Source organism: Brumimicrobium salinarum, from assembly GCF_002844555.1.
Lineage (GTDB): Bacteria > Bacteroidota > Bacteroidia > Flavobacteriales_D > Crocinitomicaceae > Brumimicrobium > Brumimicrobium salinarum.
In genome coordinates this window covers 563,833-580,556 of record NZ_PJNI01000001.1, presented here as the reverse complement: position 1 = coordinate 580,556, position 16,724 = coordinate 563,833, and the positions used below count along the sequence as shown (strand labels likewise).

General features: G+C 34.4%; 20 protein-coding genes. 10 read left to right on the top strand and 10 right to left on the bottom strand.

Annotated elements, in window-relative coordinates; translation table 11 throughout:
- Nucleotides 1–377 precede the first annotated feature (377 nt).
- On the bottom strand, nt 378–1,292 hold the full coding sequence (locus CW751_RS02560; RefSeq protein WP_101333379.1) for a TIGR01777 family oxidoreductase: 915 nt from the start codon (nt 1,290–1,292) through the stop codon (nt 378–380).
- A 135-nt stretch (nt 1,293–1,427) separates the two neighbouring features.
- Here CW751_RS02560 and CW751_RS02555 point away from each other — a divergent pair, with 135 nt between their 5' ends.
- Genes CW751_RS02555 through CW751_RS02535 form a run of 5 tightly spaced genes read left to right on the top strand, consistent with a single transcriptional unit; the run spans nt 1,428 to nt 3,676 of the window.
- On the top strand, nt 1,428–1,805 hold the full coding sequence (locus tag CW751_RS02555; protein WP_101333378.1) for a rhodanese-like domain-containing protein: 378 nt from the start codon (nt 1,428–1,430) through the stop codon (nt 1,803–1,805).
- 41 nt (nt 1,806–1,846) lie between these two features.
- Nucleotides 1,847–2,059 carry a hypothetical protein gene (locus CW751_RS15545; RefSeq protein ID WP_101333377.1) on the top strand — a complete coding sequence of 71 codons (213 nt, stop codon included), beginning with the start codon at nt 1,847–1,849 and terminating at the stop codon, nt 2,057–2,059.
- Nucleotides 2,060–2,079: 20 nt separating this feature from the next.
- The gene (locus CW751_RS02545) at nt 2,080–2,499 is read left to right on the top strand and encodes a carotenoid biosynthesis protein (protein WP_394335953.1); all 420 of its coding nucleotides are present in this window, start codon (nt 2,080–2,082) and stop codon (nt 2,497–2,499) included.
- Nucleotides 2,499–2,978, top strand: a complete 480-nt coding sequence (locus CW751_RS02540; protein WP_101333375.1) for a sterol desaturase family protein — start codon at nt 2,499–2,501, stop codon at nt 2,976–2,978. Before CW751_RS02545 ends, CW751_RS02540 begins: the two co-directional genes overlap by 1 nt.
- Nucleotides 2,975–3,676: a lycopene cyclase domain-containing protein gene (locus CW751_RS02535; RefSeq protein WP_101333374.1), complete on the top strand. Its 702-nt coding sequence runs from the start codon at nt 2,975–2,977 to the stop codon at nt 3,674–3,676. The genes CW751_RS02540 and CW751_RS02535 overlap by 4 nt, the downstream gene beginning before the upstream one ends.
- 148 nt (nt 3,677–3,824) lie before the next feature.
- On the opposite strand, the gene CW751_RS02530 is transcribed toward CW751_RS02535, so the two are convergent.
- The 3 genes from CW751_RS02530 to CW751_RS02520 form a co-directional block, all read right to left on the bottom strand.
- Nucleotides 3,825–4,145 carry a single-stranded DNA-binding protein gene (locus CW751_RS02530; RefSeq protein ID WP_101333373.1) on the bottom strand — a complete coding sequence of 107 codons (321 nt, stop codon included), beginning with the start codon at nt 4,143–4,145 and terminating at the stop codon, nt 3,825–3,827.
- Between the two features lie 57 nt (nt 4,146–4,202).
- Entirely contained in the window at nt 4,203–4,529 is a 327-nt protein-coding gene (locus CW751_RS02525) for a single-stranded DNA-binding protein (protein WP_101333372.1), read from the bottom strand.
- A 112-nt stretch (nt 4,530–4,641) separates the two neighbouring features.
- On the bottom strand, nt 4,642–4,995 hold the full coding sequence (locus CW751_RS02520; RefSeq protein ID WP_101333371.1) for a single-stranded DNA-binding protein: 354 nt from the start codon (nt 4,993–4,995) through the stop codon (nt 4,642–4,644).
- A gap of 462 nt (nt 4,996–5,457) precedes the next feature.
- Here CW751_RS02520 and aspS point away from each other — a divergent pair, with 462 nt between their 5' ends.
- Nucleotides 5,458–7,206 carry an aspartate--tRNA ligase gene (gene aspS / locus CW751_RS02515; RefSeq protein WP_101333370.1) on the top strand — a complete coding sequence of 583 codons (1,749 nt, stop codon included), beginning with the start codon at nt 5,458–5,460 and terminating at the stop codon, nt 7,204–7,206.
- 126 nt (nt 7,207–7,332) lie between these two features.
- Here aspS and CW751_RS02510 read toward each other — a convergent pair whose 3' ends face one another.
- Nucleotides 7,333–7,947 carry a carbonic anhydrase family protein gene (locus tag CW751_RS02510; protein WP_101333369.1) on the bottom strand — a complete coding sequence of 205 codons (615 nt, stop codon included), beginning with the start codon at nt 7,945–7,947 and terminating at the stop codon, nt 7,333–7,335.
- A gap of 403 nt (nt 7,948–8,350) precedes the next feature.
- On the opposite strand from CW751_RS02510, the gene CW751_RS02505 reads away from it, so the two are divergent.
- Nucleotides 8,351–8,863 carry a hypothetical protein gene (locus CW751_RS02505; RefSeq protein ID WP_133122104.1) on the top strand — a complete coding sequence of 171 codons (513 nt, stop codon included), beginning with the start codon at nt 8,351–8,353 and terminating at the stop codon, nt 8,861–8,863.
- A gap of 5 nt (nt 8,864–8,868) precedes the next feature.
- Here CW751_RS02505 and CW751_RS02500 read toward each other — a convergent pair whose 3' ends face one another.
- From CW751_RS02500 to CW751_RS02490, 3 genes are all read right to left on the bottom strand, one after another.
- Nucleotides 8,869–9,894: a hypothetical protein gene (locus CW751_RS02500; protein ID WP_101333367.1), complete on the bottom strand. Its 1,026-nt coding sequence runs from the start codon at nt 9,892–9,894 to the stop codon at nt 8,869–8,871.
- 40 nt (nt 9,895–9,934) lie between these two features.
- Nucleotides 9,935–11,095 (bottom strand): iron-containing alcohol dehydrogenase, encoded by a 1,161-nt coding sequence (locus tag CW751_RS02495; protein WP_101333366.1) that lies wholly within the window; start codon nt 11,093–11,095, stop codon nt 9,935–9,937.
- 95 nt (nt 11,096–11,190) lie between these two features.
- Nucleotides 11,191–11,823 (bottom strand): nitroreductase family protein, encoded by a 633-nt coding sequence (locus CW751_RS02490; protein ID WP_101333365.1) that lies wholly within the window; start codon nt 11,821–11,823, stop codon nt 11,191–11,193.
- 156 nt (nt 11,824–11,979) lie between these two features.
- Here CW751_RS02490 and CW751_RS02485 point away from each other — a divergent pair, with 156 nt between their 5' ends.
- A complete protein-coding gene (locus CW751_RS02485; protein WP_101333364.1) occupies nt 11,980–12,363 on the top strand; it encodes a TraR/DksA family transcriptional regulator in 384 nt (127 codons plus the stop codon).
- Nucleotides 12,364–12,372: 9 nt separating this feature from the next.
- Nucleotides 12,373–13,029: a signal peptidase II gene (locus tag CW751_RS02480; RefSeq protein WP_101333363.1), complete on the top strand. Its 657-nt coding sequence runs from the start codon at nt 12,373–12,375 to the stop codon at nt 13,027–13,029.
- Nucleotides 13,030–13,536: 507 nt separating this feature from the next.
- On the opposite strand, the gene CW751_RS02475 is transcribed toward CW751_RS02480, so the two are convergent.
- Nucleotides 13,537–14,574, bottom strand: coding sequence for an AI-2E family transporter (locus CW751_RS02475; RefSeq protein WP_101333362.1), 1,038 nt, complete (start codon nt 14,572–14,574; stop codon nt 13,537–13,539).
- A gap of 176 nt (nt 14,575–14,750) precedes the next feature.
- Here CW751_RS02475 and CW751_RS02470 point away from each other — a divergent pair, with 176 nt between their 5' ends.
- Entirely contained in the window at nt 14,751–15,986 is a 1,236-nt protein-coding gene (locus tag CW751_RS02470) for a glycosyltransferase (protein ID WP_101333361.1), read from the top strand.
- A gap of 60 nt (nt 15,987–16,046) precedes the next feature.
- Here CW751_RS02470 and CW751_RS02465 read toward each other — a convergent pair whose 3' ends face one another.
- Nucleotides 16,047–16,646, bottom strand: coding sequence for a hypothetical protein (locus tag CW751_RS02465; protein WP_133122103.1), 600 nt, complete (start codon nt 16,644–16,646; stop codon nt 16,047–16,049).
- Between the last annotated feature and the right edge of the window lie 78 nt (nt 16,647–16,724).

Below are 16,724 nucleotides of genomic sequence, written 5' to 3'. Positions count from 1 at the left end.
AAATTAGAAATATCCTGTATAAACGCTCAATTAATCAAAGCCCAGGTACAGAATGAATATTTATGTATTCCAGGTTTTTTACTACTTAGCCCGTATTGACTTCGCTAAGCTCGCAAGCTCGGTTCATGAGATTACTTTTGATTTTAGAGGAGATTCGTAATTCACAGATAATAACATTCTATATCAGGAAATTACAAGTGAAATATAAAATCAAAAGAATCCAAGCAACAAATAGTCGATACCCAAATTTGGGGTAGCTTTACTTCTTCTTATAAATAGAGCAATCACATAAAAACCAAATCATTAGGCTTTTAAATGAAAGAAAAGCGATGAATAATGGGGTTAGGTTTTCAAAACTCTTAAAATTAGTCCAACAACTAACCCTGTTGCTCATAAATATAATCCAAGACTTCGTTTATATTTCTATGTTTAAATTCGAAACCTGTATCTAATATTTTACTGTTATCAACACGTGTTCCTTCCAAAACTACGGAAGACATTTCGCCAAGCACCAATTTCATGGCAAAACTAGGAACATTAGGAAGCCAAAGCGGTTTATTTAATTTTTTAGCTACTTTTTTAGTTAGTTCTTTGTTAGTAATATTAGCGGCGGAAGCATTATAGGCTCCTGATAGTTGATGGTTTACTGCATGAACATAAATTCTCGCAATATCTTGCAAAGAAATCCATGGCATGATTTGTTCTCCTGATCCCAAAGGAGCGCCAACATAATTTTTTATCGTTCCAGAAATTTTAGGTAGCGCACCACCTTCTTCTGTTAAAACAACACCTGTCCTTATTTTAACTACTTTTTGTTGCGGTGAAAACAAATCAGCTACTTCCTCCCATCTTTTGACCACCGTTGAAAGGAAATCTGTTCCAAAAGGATCACTTTCTTTATATATTTTTTGTGGATGTTCATACCCGTAGCATGTAATGCCTGATGCAGAAATATATTGTACTAATGCTGGTGTATTTTGACTTATTTCATGTAAAAACTGTGTGGTCTTAATCCGAGAATTAAAAATAACCTCCTTACGTTTTTCTGTCCACCGCTTATCTGCAATTCCAGCTCCCGCAAGATTGATAATAACTTGAACCCCCTTTAAAGCGTCCTTGTCTATCGTCTTTGTTTTTGGATTCCAATGATAGGCAGGTGCAGAAGGCTGCTCTTCTCGGGTCAATATACGCACCTCATGTCCAACTTTTTTCAATTCTTGTTGAACCTCACGACCGATAAGCCCTGATCCTCCAGCTATTAAAACAACTCGTTTAACCACTTCTTTATTCATTTTCACAATAAATATATTACTCAATTTGCAACCTTGCAAACTTACAATTAGTATTTCGTTTCTTCATAAAAAATTAGAAATGAATAGGTGAAATGATAGAACTTACTTATTTTTGAATGAACTAAAATTAAAATTATGAAAATTATTACATTATTGACCTTGTCTTTTTTATTTGCAACAACTGCTTTATGGGGACAAGAAAAATTTGAAGGAGAGAAAAGATTTGAAAGCGTAGGTAACGACGAATTCCGTGAAGCTTTAGAAACTGGTGATTACATCCTTTTGGACACACGTACCGTTAAAGAATACGAAGAAAGACATATTGAAGGTGCAAAATTAGTTTTGTACAACGATGGTGATATGGATGCTGATTTAAAAAACATGCCCAAAGACAGAAAGTACCTTGTTTATTGTGCCGTTGGTGTTAGAAGTAAAGTAGCCATGAACAGAATGAAAGAACTTGGTTTTAACTATGTGTTAGAATTAGACAAAGGAATTAAAGAATGGAAATAAACTTTATTCGTTTCTTTTTGTTGTTCATCTTTTAAACAATAATGGATAAAGATAAAATTTCCCAGAAATGGAAAAAATACGAATCATTAGTGCTCATAGCAGTGCTAGTGATTTTTTATTTAGTCGGAATTATCGGACTAACCTCAGCCTATCGTGAAAGTTTTCTACCACTTTCTTTCATGAATTTACTCATTTCTTTTGTTGTCTTATTATTTGCACTCAAAAAAAGGGCACTACATTTTTCATTTTCTTAATTGTTGGTTTTTTTATCGGAATGGCTGCGGAATGGCTTGGCGTACACACAGGTCTTCTCTTTGGTAATTACATTTACGGAAATAACTTGGGACCACTTTGGTACGGTGTTCCAATTATTATTGGTGTTAATTGGATTATGCTTGTGATTATTTCAGGCTCTATTGCCGAACGGCTTAAAACGCATTGGCTACTTAAAGCATTCCTGGGAACACTTTTAATGCTTGCTCTCGATGTACTTATTGAACCAGTTGCAGTTCAAAGTGATTACTGGGTTTGGAGTGGTGAAATCCCGCTTTCTAATTTCTTAGGATGGGCTTTAATTGCTTTTGTAATTCAAATACTTTACTTTTCGATGAAATTAGGCGAACAAAACAAAGTCGCTACTGTTTTATACTTTATTCAAATTGTGTTTTTTAGTATTTTAAATATTGTTTTGTAATGTATTGGTGGGGTCCTTTGGTCTTAATACTAACGTTTGTTGTAACCGAGTTTAGCGCTTGGTTTAATCATAAGTTTATCATGCATGGTTTCCTATGGAAATTCCATAAAGACCATCACCAACCTGAACCTGGACCATTCGAAAAAAATGATATTTTTTTCTTGCTATACGCAGTTCCTTCATGGTTACTAATCATGCTTGGTATCATGTATCAAGGCTACTTTTTTGTATGGGTTGGCTTTGGAATTGCCGCTTATGGTTTAGCTTACTTCCTTTTTCATGATGTTTATATTCATCGAAGATTTAAGTTTATGGATAAACTAGACGGACCTTATTTTATGGCCATTCGAAAAGCGCATAAAGTTCACCATAAACACCGTGGAAAAGAACATGGAGAATGTTTCGGAATGCTCATTGTTCCATTAAAATACTACAAAGAGTCACGTAAAGCCTATAAACTAAAAAATAAAAAAAGATGAGTTTATATCTTTGGATTAATCTACTGAGTCTTGCAGGACCTTTTTTGCTCTCTTTTGATAAAAAGGTTCATTTTTACACCCACTGGAAAACACTTTTCCCTGCAATTTTAGTGGTAGGAAGCCTTTTTATCGCTTGGGATGTTTTTTTTACGGATATTGGAGTGTGGGGGTTTAATCCAGAATACCTAAGTGGTATCCATTTCTTTAATTTACCGATCGAAGAATGTATGTTCTTTTTTACCATTCCTTACGCCTGTGTTTTTATTTACGAATGCGTAAAAGCCTATTTCCCTAAATTTCGACCAGTGCAATTCTCTTATTTCTTCTCTTTACTTTTTACAATTACTTGTCTCGTGCTTGGAATAATATTTTATGATAACTGGTACACATCGGTTGCCCTAATTGGTGCGGGACTAATTAATTGGATAGTATACTTTGGATTTACACCACGGTGGCACCCATTTTTTATTGTCGCTTTTTTAATTACACAAGTTCCTTTTTTAATTGTAAATGGGGTGCTTACAGGTGTTGCTACTGACGCACCTGTTGTTTGGTACAACGAAAAAGAAATCATTGGACTTCGTGTTCTATCAATTCCCATTGAAGATATTTTTTACAACTTTTTCATGTTGTTTTCTGTAGTAATTCTACATGAATACCTCGGTAAACTTTGGGACCAAAAAACAAAAAGTACGTAGCGCAATGCCACGTACCTTTTCTATCTAACTGCAAACCTATGGTTGCATACCGTTGTGATTTAGGTGGTTTGCATCCGTGCTCTACAAGTAAAACACGGGTTAGGTAAATTAGCGAGAGATGATATTTATTGCCTCGTTATGCATTTGATCAACTTAGCGCAACTGCGTTTTTAACTTCAATCGAAGTAAATGATTTTGATTCTCCTTTGCGAGATAAGTATTTTCTAGTCACCAATTTTCCAGTAATCGCCATTTGTGTACCTTTTTTGCCAGATTTAGCAATGTAATTAGCAGTAGGTCCCCAAGCATGAATATTGTGCCAAAAAGTTTTGTCGGTGCGCTTGCCGTCTTTGCCTACGTAACGCTCATTGGTTGCCAAAGTGAAACGCACTTTCTTTGCACCGCTTTCAAAGTTGGTAATTTCAGGATCTATTCCTATGTTTCCGATAAGTTGAACTTGATTTTTCATGATTTATATTGTTTTAGTGATTAATTTGAATAATTATTGAATGATAAGTTGAATGAATTAAAGAATAACTAAATCATTGATTTCTATTTCTGTGAACGATTTTCGCTCGCCATTCTTTTTATAAAAACGAGAACGCAAACGTCCTTCAATAGCCAAGGCTTGACCCTTCGCTCCTAATTGCTCTAAAACAGGAACCCATTTCCCCCAAGCAGTAACTTTGTGCCAGTTTTTTAAACTCTTGGTGTTGCCTTGCTCATCAAGGTAACTTTCTTTAGTAGATAATGAGAAGCGAGCAACCTTCTTGCCGCCCTCAACCTCTAAAAATGTTGGATCTGTTGACATTTGTCCAATTAAATTAACGTGATTCATTTGTTGTACCCTCATGATATTATGTTTTAAACGTGATTAAATTGATGTTTTTTAATAAAAGTGAATTAAAAGCGTGTCCAAGCCGTGCTCAAACACGCTTTTTTTAGGGGTTGGTTAAGTGATTACTTTATTTACTCGCTTTGTTTTTATCGCGATTCAAAAGCATAAATTCTCGCATAGATATTTCCGTTTTATAACGCTTTTCACCTTCCTTGGTCTCGTATGCATCATTCACAAGCTTACCTTCTAAAACAAGTTCAGTTCCTTTTTTTAATAATTGCTCACATAACGTAGCTGCTTTATCCCATGCCACTACATTGTGCCATGTTGTATTGGTTACCCACTCACCTTTTTTGTCTTTATACGACTCATTCGTGGCTACACTAAATCGCGCCACACTGCGATCATTACCAAACTTTGTAATTACTGGATCCGCTCCTAGGTTCCCGATTAAACTAACTGTGTTTCTTAACGTGTTCATGTCTGTAAATTTTAATTAATAATAGTTTGAACATTTCGTCATCTGCTGTCTTTCAGCCATCGACACTGCAAAGGTGAGACAAAGGCAAACCCAAAATCGGTTAGTTTTCGTTTGTTGTCGAATATTTTTCGTTTGTAAATAATTAAAACCGTTTATAACCCCATAAATAAAAGGAAGAGTAAAATAAAAAATAATTGAAAAAAATTTAATTTTTGTAAGGCGCCCTACTAGAAAACCCTTCATATTGTTGATGATACCTTCTAAAACATTCTGCACATTAAGGCAATCAGGTAGTATTTTGGACTAATGAATGGATTCGTTCTTTCACCTAAAACCCTATTGAAGACTTACAAAATATTATTTTCCCTTTTTATATTTTTCATTGTAGTTCCACAATTCTTATAACTGTGGTCATAAAGTGCAATCTTCTTTCTATTTTTGCAATTATATAAATTGAATATTATGTATAGAACGCACAATTGTGGCGAATTACGCCTTTCTGATGTTGGAAATAACGTGACTTTGAGTGGTTGGGTACAACGTACTCGCGAAATGGGAGGAATGACTTTCGTTGATCTTCGTGATCGATATGGAATTACTCAATTGGCTTTTAGTAGCGATGACAATGATGAACTAAATCAAAAAGCACGTAAATTGGGGCGTGAGTTTGTAATTCAGATCAAAGGAAACGTAATTGAGCGTTCAAGCAAAAATAAAAACATTCCTACTGGTGAAGTAGAAATTAAAGTTGAAGAGCTTAATATTCTTAATGCAGCCAATACCCCACCTTTTACAATTGAGGAAGAAACAGATGGAGGTGATGAATTGCGTATGAAATATCGCTACTTGGATCTACGTAGAAAGTCAATTCTAAATAAATTGCATTTGCGTAATAAAGTGGCTTTAGAAACAAGAAAATTCTTGGATTCTGTAGACTTCATGGATGTTGAAACTCCATATTTGATTAAATCTACACCAGAGGGAGCTAGAGATTTTGTTGTACCTAGCAGAATGAATGAAGGCGAATTTTATGCTTTGCCTCAATCTCCGCAGACTTTCAAACAATTGTTGATGGTTTCTGGAATAGACAAATACTACCAAATCGTTCGCTGTTTTAGAGACGAAGATTTAAGAGCAGATCGTCAGCCAGAGTTTACACAAATTGACTGTGAAATGTCTTTTGTAGAGCAAGAAGATATTCTTAACACTTTCGAAAACATGGTAAAACATTTGTTTAAATCATGCAGAAATGTTGAGTTTGAAGGTGATTTCCCACGCATGACTTATGCTGATGCAATGGAAAAATATGGTTCTGATAAACCAGACATTCGTTTTGGAATGGAGTTTAAGAATCTAAATGAAGTGACTCAAAATAAAGGATTTAAAATCTTCGACGAAGCCGAATTGGTTTTGGGAATTGTTGCAGAAGATTGTGCCATTTACACACGTAAACAATTGGATGCCCTTACCAAATGGGTAAAACGTCCGCAAGTTGGTGCTTTGGGAATGGTGTATTGTAAATACAATGCAGACGGAACATTTAAAAGTTCTGTTGACAAATTCTATAGTCAAGAAGATTTACAAGCATGGGCGGATGCTTCAGGTGCTCAGCCTGGCGATTTAATGCTGGTATTAAGCGGGGATGCCGACAAAGTTCGTAGTCAAATGAATGACTTGCGTTTGCACATGGGAGATGAATTGGGATTAAGAAATCCAAACGAATTTAAACCATTGTGGGTAGTTGACTTTCCATTGTTAGAATGGGACGAAGATAATAATCGCTACCATGCGATGCACCATCCTTTTACATCTCCAAAAGAAGAGGACATTGCATTGTTAGAAACAGATCCAGGAAAGGTTCGTGCCAATGCTTATGATTTAGCGATGAACGGAGTAGAATTGGGTGGAGGTTCAATTCGAATTCACGACAAGGAATTACAAGCAAAAATGTTCAAGCACCTTGGATTTACGGATGAAGAAGCACAAAAACAATTTGGATTCTTGATGGATGCATTTGAATTTGGGGCGCCACCACACGGAGGAATTGCTTTTGGATTAGATCGTTTGGTTGCAACAATGGGCGGTTCAGATTCAATTAGAGATTACATCGCTTTCCCTAAAAACAATTCTGGTAGAGATATTATGATTGATGCACCTGCGACAATTGATGAAGAACAATTGAAAGAATTGGGTTTGAAAATTGAAGGATAGGTTAAAGTATCATATTTTTGAACAGATTTAATAACTATATAAAAAGAGGGAAGAAACTTATTTTTCCCTCTTTTTCTGTTTTATACTTAAAGTCTGTTATTTCTGCATCAGGGATATAATCCACATCTATAAAAACTCTACCAATCCCGTTTCTACATCATACATTCCTCCGATGATTTTTATTCTGCCATTTTCCTCTAAGCCTTTTAGAATTGGACTTTTTTCTTTGATTTCTTGAATTGAATTCAAAACATTTTCTTGGCTTACTAAATTAACTGCCGCTGGTGTAGTTACATCATCAAACTTTTGTTTCACTTTTTCAATTGCAGGATCAATTTTACCTAAAAGATGGGTGATGTGTCCGAGTTTTACGCCATTGCAAGCAGATGTAACCGCACCACACTTAGTATGCCCTAATACGAGCACCAATTTCGAGCCCGCCACTTTACAGGCAAATTCTATTGAGCCAAGTACGTCCTTATTCACAACATTTCCAGCTATTCTGGCATTAAAAACATCGCCTATTCCTTGGTCGAAAATCTGTTCCGTCGTAGCCCTAGAATCTATACAGCCCAAAACAATGGTATGCGGAAATTGTCCCACTGAAGTCTGTTTGACTTGTTCAAGTAAATCGCGTTCCATCATTTCTCCCGATGCAAAACGTTGATTCCCTTCAATGAGTAGTTGTTTAATTTCTCTAGGCGTTAATTGATACTGTTTCTCTCTTGTTTGTGTGTCCATAGTTATTAAGACTGAATTGTACATCTTTTTCAAATACAAAATTAGAAAAACAACACCTAGATCATTGTAACGAAGATCACTTAACCACCAAAATGTTCAACTTCTTATTACATAAAATCAAATTGTTATATAGCCAATAACCTGTTGCTTCATGAAAGTAAATGTCCTTAAATTTTTTTGATAAGGTATTGAGGATAGTGAGCAATATTTCATAGAGATTATGATAAAGAAAGAGATAACTTAAATCTCTTTTAATAATTGAAAACAATACTATAAAGTTAAAGTATACAAATATTAGCACACTCTGGAATGATAAATGCAAGAGATAACGAAAAATATTAATTATTTTTGCTTTAAAATTTAATCTATGCGATTCATAACACTTATAATAATTTTATTTTCTGTGACATCAATAAGTAGCGCACAAAACGAATGGTGGAAAAACGCTAGTGGGAAAGAATTAGACAAAAAGCATACGACCAAAATGCAAAATAACAACCCTCAAGATTTTCAAGGCAAAGACAGTTCGAAAGCTATGGAAAATGTCCAACCAGGAGATGTAAATGTGAAAAAGAGTGCATCAATTGCTAAAATAATAAAGTTCAAATCAGCTACTGTTCCACCTAATATTGCGCCTACAATGGAAGGATATCGCATTCAATTATTTTTCGATCAAGATAGAGATGCGGTAAACAAGGCGCGGTCAGAAGTCATGCAGATTGACGATGAAACCACAACATATATTGAATATAGAGCGCCAAACTATCTGCTTCTATTAGGAGATTTTAGACAACAACTCGACGCTGAAAAAGTTAGGGCTAAATTAATTTCAAACTTTCCCGAAGCTATTGTAATAGAGGATGAAATTTATCTACCTAAGCTTAAAGAAAAGAAAGGTGAAGAACATGAAGATTAAACAATTTATATAAAATCGAATCCTGTAATATAAGTGGGAACATCTAATTTAAGTTTCGGTTTATTTCTTGGCGTTCTCACAACTAAATCAACTTCTTGCACACCATTTACTTTATTGAGTAGTCCCCAATTTACCTCATCTTTTGCTTTGCGATAGATTGGCTCTTTTTGATCTACCCACCAAATCATTGTATTGGTTTTTTCATAATAAAGAATTCCTTCAAATAGTTCTTCTATATACTTCGCATTATGTTCTTTGCTCCAAACAGAGTCTACAACAGTAAAAACATGAGAGTTTGGTCGAATAACTTTTCTCAAACCAGGCACAAAAGGAATCACATTACGCATTAAAGTACCATTTTTACCGGGCAGCCTAGTTATCTTCCACTCTGCGTTGTGTGTTTTGGCCATTGCTACTATTTCATTATTAACTTTCAATACATAAAATGGATCTTCATTAAACGTATGTTGTGTAAAATAAAATGGTGCCTTCCCATAAATGGAGTTGACCTTTTCTTTGATAAACTCATTAGCCTTTGTAGGGGCAACACGTTCTTTTTCTTTCGGCTTAACCCGGCTAAAACTTTGGGTTGCAATTTTGGCTACCGTATAAAAATTAAAGTTTTGACTCATCCATAAAGAACGTTCATTTCTTGGATCAATGTAGGCATAGAAAGTTTCAGGAGCTTCATCTAGTTCAAAAGCACTATCAAAATAACTCCCTATCCTTTTCTTTAGTCCTGAATATTGAGATTTTGAACGCGGTTGTTTATTAGTTGCCTGCATACCTAGGTCAAACGCAAAATAACGTACATACCAGTTTTTGGGTCTCCTACAAAAGGTAATATTTCCTAACACTTTATCATTGCGTTCAAGATTCAAGAATAAAGGTTTATAAACCTGCTGAATTCTATTTTCTAAACGTTGATGCTGGTAACGCGCTCCATTTGAACCCAGTGTAACTGATTTTAACAAAGCCAATACTTCGTCATTGTAGTTTTCACGCAACACAAATGGAGCCTTTACTTTCATATTAAAAAATTAAATTATTTATACTTGATATGGGAAAAAATTAAATACTCATTTCAACAATTTGTTTGGCTTCAGTTGGTGTTAAGTCTTTTCTCTCTCCAATTCCTTCCCAACCTCTTTCTTCAAATCTCTTCTTAATGATAACAGCTGTTTCATCATGCTCTTTTGTATAATCAGAAAGAGAAGTTTTTACACCTAGTGATTCAAAAAATGTACGCGTTCTATTAATAGCTTCCTCCGCACAAGAACCTTCTAAACCAAATATTCTTTGACCATACTGAATCAGTTTTTCTTTCTTATTCTCCAATTTTACTTTGTATAAGTTGGGAGCAATAATAGCTAGTGTTCTTGCATGATCAATTCCATGTAACGCTGTCAATTCATGACCAATCATGTGGGTTGACCAATCATAGGCTACTCCAGCTCTCAAGGTTCCGTTTAAAGCCATGGTAGCACACCACATTAAATTACTTGCCAATTTATAATCTTCAGGGTTTTCAAGAACTTCAGGGCCTATTTCAATGAGTGTAGAAAGAATACCTTCGGCAATACGTTCTTGTAAAAGATTATCACTAGGATACGTCAAATACTGTTCTAACGTATGCATGTAAGCATCAATAATACCATTTTGAATCTGCTTTTTTGGTAAAGTTTTAACAACTGTAGGATCTAAAAATGAGAATTTTGGAAAACCTTGTGGACCGCCCATGGTTCTTTTTTCTTTCAATCGACTATTTGAAATCACAGCTCCAGAGTTCATTTCAGAACCTGTTGCAGGAAGTGTTAAAACAGTTCCAAAAGGAATTGCATATTCAAATTTACAACCTTTTTTCATTGTTAGAACATCCCAAGGATTACCGTCGTATTTAGCCGCAGATACAATGAATTTGGTTCCATCAATAACAGAACCACCACCAATGGCAAGAACGAAATCAACTGGATTTTCCTTAATTTGATCAACTGCTTTCATTAAAGTATCATATTCTGGATTGGCTTCTATCCCTGAAAATTCTACAACTTCATAATCCTTGAGCGCTTTCATAACAGAATCATAAATTCCATTACTTTTAATACTTCCCCCTCCATAGGTAATCATTATTCTTTTACCAGCTGTGAATTCATTAATCTTAGCTGGAATTTGATCGTAAGTATCTGTTCCAAAGACAATTTTAGTTGGATTATAGTATTCGAAATTGTTCATATATCTCTTTTGTTAATTTTTTTGACAACTTCTAATGTAATACAATAAGAGATGTCATATTGTTAAATAAATTGAAGATTTCACTTGAGTTTTATTCAAATCGTTTCAAATAAATCTTCCAATGGTCGCCTTACTTTTTTAAACTTCAAACGGTAATCATCTTCAGATCGATATCCTAAAGCAAAAATCACGACAGCATCTAAGTTTTGTTCTGAAAAACCGAGCTCTTCGTTTAGCTTTTTTCTGTCAAAACCCTCCATCGGACAAGCATCAATTCCTTCAATTGCGCAAACTGTCATCAAGTTTCCTAATGCAATATACACTTGATTATCCATCCATATTTTTTGTTGCTCTTCAGGTATTGACAAACTTACACGCAAAGATTTATCATAATCTACCATTGCCGGGTTAGAAACCTCCATCTTATTTGCGGCGGCTGCAGTCTCAATAAAAGTGTCAATATCTTTGGGCTGCACATCAGTTTTCCGGCACATAACAATCAAATGAGAAGCATCTTCAATTTGTGGTTGATTGTAAGCAATTGGCGTTATTTTTTGCTTTACGGCTTCAGATTCTACCATTACAAATTTCATCAATTGTAATCCCATAGAAGTAGGCGTTAATTGCAAAGCTTGCTTTATCCGATCTACCTGTTCTTCGGTTAGCTTTTTCTCTGAATTAAATTTTTTAACTGCGTACCTCCAATTTAATGCTTCAATTACATCCATTATCTTGATTTGTTTTATTATTTTAAGGGCGATTATTTTACGATATGTGTTAAAATACAAAAATACTTTTTCACAATCGATAAAAGCACTTGATTCGAAACGAAATTCGATTATATTTGTTCAATCTGATTTTAAAAATCATTAAACTTTTAAAAAATGGCAGATAAGAAACTACAATACTCAGCAGAAGAGTTACAAGAATTTAAAGAAATTATAGAAGGTAAATTAAAGGAAGCAGACGAAGATCTACAAATCTTAAAAGATTCTCTTTCGCATAAAGATGATCACGGAACAGATGATACGGGTAGATCTTTTAACATGATGGAAGACGGCTCAGACACCCTGTCACGTGAAGAAATGGCGCAATTAGCACTTCGACAAGAGAAATTTATAACCGCATTAAAAAATGCGTTAATTAGAATTGAGAACAAAACGTATGGAATTTGTCGTGTAACAGGTAAATTAATCCAAAAAGAACGTTTAAAACTCGTTCCACACGCAACGCTTAGCATTGAAGCAAAAAATCAACAAGACTCATAAAGTGAAACGGTGAAGAAGCGGTATTTAATTACTTTTGGAGTGGTCTTGTTCATTTTAATTCTTGACCAAGCCGTAAAAATTTGGATAAAAACGAGTTTTTCCTACGACGATCCAAGCATCGCATTAATTGGTGAATGGTTTCGACTAAACTATGTTGAAAATCAAGGAATGGCATTTGGAACTCAACTTGGAGGAGGAATGTGGGGAAAACTATTGCTTTCCATCTTCAGAATTGTTGCCATCATTGCAATCGTATACTATATTTTGAAGCAAATTAAAAAACCTGAAGTTAAATTAGAATTTTTAATTGTCTCAGGATTAGTTTTAGCAGGTGCTGCAGGAAATTTATTCGACTCAATGTTTTATGACCTCATGTTTCCTACTTATTTCGACCCTTGTATTTCCTACAATCAGGTCGAAGGCTCTGGTATTTGGGAAGATTGCACGTATTATGGCTATACCGAAGCTGTGGAAGTACGTCACCGCGGATTTTTGTTTGGTAACGTTGTAGATATGTTTCAGTTTTATGCCCATTGGCCAGAATGGATGCCTTATCTTGGTGGTAAACAAGTTTTTCCAGCAATATGGAACATAGCTGATGCAGCCATTTCGGTTGGTGTAATCTTAGTACTTTTCAGACAAAAAGTTTACTTCCCCAAACAATAATTTTACTACCTCATATTTTACTTACTTGAAGTTGTACACATCGTATTCTAATTTTGGTAAGAAGTGAAAAATAGCTTTTAAACACCTGTTTATGTGGTTCACGTTTACTATTCGCTAAAAGTTGCTTCTTTTGTTTTGGCGGCCTCATCTGTCTTCTCCTTCAATCTGTCTCCTTCATTGATACACTGCTAAATCAACAAAAAGTAGCTTCCTTTGGTCGCTCTTTTAGTTGAAGCAGTAGTTCAATCAAGTTCTACAGGATTTCCAGTTACGCCAGGGCCGGAAGAACTGCATGCTAACCTGAAAAAGAAAGTGATTATCCAATACTTTCGCCAATAAATAGTGTTTTAAACAACAATATTACTTTCTCTATTGAGCCATTCTTCCCGATGGAGTAGACCACCGAAGGATCTTTTATTTTTTCACTAATCGAATATTACCTTATAGAAACAAGCCGATAAGCAATAAAAAATATTTAGGTAAGCAAAATAACTTTTAACGAAAACTTTAGGACATTATTCTTGCATAAACTGCCGTTCCAGGGAATTTTTCCATAATCTTCTTTACTAAAGCAGTAATAGGAATTGATAAGATCAATCCAGGAATCCCCCAGATATAGCCCCATAAAGCCAGCATGATCAATACGGTAACCGTATTAATGGAGAACGATTTACCCATCAATATAGGCTCTAAAATTCCACCAAATAAAACTTGAATACCAGTAATTACCAAGATAAAGAAGAATAACGAGCCTCCAATATTCAATTCGACAACTGCAAACAAGGTAAGAACAACAACTGATATGACAGAACCGACCATTTGAATAAAGTTAATTAGAAACGCAAATACACCCCAAAAAATAGGGAAGCTTACATCAAATGCATAGCACGCTAAACTAAATGATAAACCTGTAAATAAGCTTAAAAGAAATTTAACGATGATAAACTTAAAAATATCTTTTTCAATCTGACGAAAAGTTTTTACCGATGCATGCCGTTGTTTAAAGATCAGCAATTGCATTACTTTTTGCATATTGACAGACCCAGCTAAGAGTAAAACCATGAAAAATAGCGTCATTAGCAACATGCTCACAAAGTTTTTAGCAACATTTAAACCACTTCCAACATTTCCAAAAAGATTTGAGCTAATCATTTCATCGTTCATTAATGCTTGTAAGTTGGTTTCATCTTCTTCTAATTGAATTCCTAAAATATCAACAACAGGAGTTGCCAAATCATTCATTCGGTCATTAAGCTTATTCGTGAAGTCTGAATCCGCATTAGACAACTCCTTTCCAGTCAGTTGAACCATTTCATAAGCACCTTTTATCCCTACCGAAACAATCGTTAGAGCTACAATAACACCTATGATATTTGGAATTCCTTTACGCGAAAACCAACGCATCAATGGAGAAAAAACTAATGCAGCAAAAAGTCCAAATGTTAATGGAATAAATATTATGGAAAGCACGTTCAGTAAGTAAAGCACTAGTGGCACTACGATAATAAGTAGCAATTTTTTTATAGATAGGATGTCTTTTTCCATTTGATTTCTTTAGAGAGTTCAATATTAAGAAATAAATATAAAATATAGTTGATTTGAATCTTGCAAATTGTCAATTAATGATAAAAACCATTTATAAGCTATAACTTAAAATAAAATAAACTGAGAAAACAATCTTTTAGTACTGATTTAGAGAATAGATATTATCTTTACACAGCATGGAAAAGATTAAAATCAATGTATTATACCTGTCTTATGATGGGATGACAGATCCACTTGGTCAATCGCAAGTACTACCCTATTTGTTTGGGTTAGCCGCAAAAAGTGTCTGTATTCATTTGATTAGTTTTGAAAAAAAAGAACGGGCAGTTAATATAGAAAATATAAAAGAAGCATGTCAAGAAAATGGAGTTGTATGGCACCCACAACCCTATACTAAAAACCCACCTTTAATCTCAACACTATTTGACATTCGGCGGATGAAAAAAGTTGCCCATGAATTACACAAAGCAGTTCATTTTGATCTTGTACATTGTAGAAGTTATATTCCAGCAATCGCAGGCCGCGCATTACAGCAAAAATACAATTTAAAATTTGTTTTTGATATGCGAGGCTTTTGGCCAGACGAAAGAATTGAAGGTGGTATTTGGAACAAAAATAATCCTATTTTTCAGCGTGCTTATGCGTTTTTCAAACAAAAAGAAATAACATTTTTCAACTCGGCAGATGCTATAGTGTCACTAACAGAGAATGGAAAAAAAGAAATAGAATCTTGGGATAATCTTCCCAATAAACCTCAAATAGATGTAATTCCTTGTTGTGTTGATATCCATCGTTTTCAATCTGATGCTATAAATACTGAAATAGTCAATGATAAAAGAATTGAGCTAGGTATTTCCGAAAAAGATTTTGTACTTGGTTATATTGGTTCTATAGGAACATGGTATATGCTATCAGAGATGCTAGATTACTATGCTGTTTTACGTACACAAAAAACAGAAAGTAAATTTTTATTCATCTCTAAAGAACCTAAGGAGAACATCATTAAACACGCGCGTAAAAAAAACATTCCAGAAGAAGAAATTATTGTAATCGGAGCACCTCACAACAAAGTTCCTACTTACATTTCTCTTTTCGATTTTTCTATATTTTTTATTCGTCCTACATTTTCAAAAAAAGCTTCATCTCCCACAAAACAAGGAGAGCTTATGTCACTCGGTATTCCCATCATCTGCAATTCAGGAGTTGGTGATACGGACTTAATCATCAAAGAGTCTGGCGCTGGTATTGTGTTAGAAACATTAGATGCGGAAAACTACCGTTCCTTTGAACTAGAACCGAACAATTATGATAAAAAGAAAATTAAAAGTGGAGCGGAAAAATGGTATTCCTTAGAAAAAGGTGTAAATCAATATTTTGACATTTACAAAAGGTTATGTTTAGATAACCTATAAGAACAATGTTGTTCAAAACATATTTTAAACGTTAAACATGTTTTTATTCCTAAAAAATAATCACGAAGGTTCAGAAATAGGCTGAACACTTTTTACAGACTTTGCCATTAAATCAGTTATTGGTTTTTGATGTCCATCCTTATTGGTCTTAAATAAATAATTCACCCCTTCGATACTATGTTGAGCAACCACATGATAGGTTACATGGTCTACACCTACACTGTTGTTATCTTCTTGTCCTTTAACATTTAAACTTGCTTTGTAGTATGCAAAACCATCTTCTTTCTCCAAAAATTCGATAGCATAAACACTTTGGTTTTCTAATTCATCCAAATGATCTTTCAATACATTTTCATCTCCCCAATCCTCTATTGTCATGTGAAAATTCTGACCTACTTTAATTTCCCATTTATAATCATTTGGCTCATGAATTATTTCTGGAGCAGTGGATGCACCGATGTTAGCAGTAGCATCAGGAACATAAATGAGCGCGTTGATATTATACGGTTTTAAACTAAGTGCTTCAAAATTATCAAGTTCATTTAGCTCTTCTGGGTATTCAACCTTTAAATCATCATTAGTTTTTGCTTGTTCTTCACCACAGCTTAACATAAGTAGTGATAATAGTAATGCCAAAAGAGAGAAATTTAGATTTTTCATTCGTTTTCTGATGTAATAAAGTTTGACATCGAAATTAATAAAAATTTGTTAAATATATCCTAATTTTATAAGTTTTCT

What these genes read in the sequence shown, in the direction of transcription:
- CW751_RS02560 (WP_101333379.1), bottom strand. Translation starts at nt 1,292, where the DNA reads ATGAATAAAGAAGTGGTTAAACGAGTTGTTTTAATAGCTGGAGGATCA.
- CW751_RS02555 (WP_101333378.1), top strand. Translation starts at nt 1,428, where the DNA reads ATGAAAATTATTACATTATTGACCTTGTCTTTTTTATTTGCAACAACT.
- CW751_RS15545 (WP_101333377.1), top strand. Translation starts at nt 1,847, where the DNA reads ATGGATAAAGATAAAATTTCCCAGAAATGGAAAAAATACGAATCATTA.
- CW751_RS02545 (WP_394335953.1), top strand. Translation starts at nt 2,080, where the DNA reads ATGGCTGCGGAATGGCTTGGCGTACACACAGGTCTTCTCTTTGGTAAT.
- CW751_RS02540 (WP_101333375.1), top strand. Translation starts at nt 2,499, where the DNA reads ATGTATTGGTGGGGTCCTTTGGTCTTAATACTAACGTTTGTTGTAACC.
- CW751_RS02535 (WP_101333374.1), top strand. Translation starts at nt 2,975, where the DNA reads ATGAGTTTATATCTTTGGATTAATCTACTGAGTCTTGCAGGACCTTTT.
- CW751_RS02530 (WP_101333373.1), bottom strand. Translation starts at nt 4,145, where the DNA reads ATGAAAAATCAAGTTCAACTTATCGGAAACATAGGAATAGATCCTGAA.
- CW751_RS02525 (WP_101333372.1), bottom strand. Translation starts at nt 4,529, where the DNA reads ATGAGGGTACAACAAATGAATCACGTTAATTTAATTGGACAAATGTCA.
- CW751_RS02520 (WP_101333371.1), bottom strand. Translation starts at nt 4,995, where the DNA reads ATGAACACGTTAAGAAACACAGTTAGTTTAATCGGGAACCTAGGAGCG.
- aspS (WP_101333370.1), top strand. Translation starts at nt 5,458, where the DNA reads ATGTATAGAACGCACAATTGTGGCGAATTACGCCTTTCTGATGTTGGA.
- CW751_RS02510 (WP_101333369.1), bottom strand. Translation starts at nt 7,947, where the DNA reads ATGGACACACAAACAAGAGAGAAACAGTATCAATTAACGCCTAGAGAA.
- CW751_RS02500 (WP_101333367.1), bottom strand. Translation starts at nt 9,894, where the DNA reads ATGAAAGTAAAGGCTCCATTTGTGTTGCGTGAAAACTACAATGACGAA.
- CW751_RS02495 (WP_101333366.1), bottom strand. Translation starts at nt 11,095, where the DNA reads ATGAACAATTTCGAATACTATAATCCAACTAAAATTGTCTTTGGAACA.
- CW751_RS02490 (WP_101333365.1), bottom strand. Translation starts at nt 11,823, where the DNA reads ATGGATGTAATTGAAGCATTAAATTGGAGGTACGCAGTTAAAAAATTT.
- CW751_RS02485 (WP_101333364.1), top strand. Translation starts at nt 11,980, where the DNA reads ATGGCAGATAAGAAACTACAATACTCAGCAGAAGAGTTACAAGAATTT.
- CW751_RS02475 (WP_101333362.1), bottom strand. Translation starts at nt 14,574, where the DNA reads ATGGAAAAAGACATCCTATCTATAAAAAAATTGCTACTTATTATCGTA.
- CW751_RS02470 (WP_101333361.1), top strand. Translation starts at nt 14,751, where the DNA reads ATGGAAAAGATTAAAATCAATGTATTATACCTGTCTTATGATGGGATG.
- CW751_RS02465 (WP_133122103.1), bottom strand. Translation starts at nt 16,646, where the DNA reads ATGAAAAATCTAAATTTCTCTCTTTTGGCATTACTATTATCACTACTT.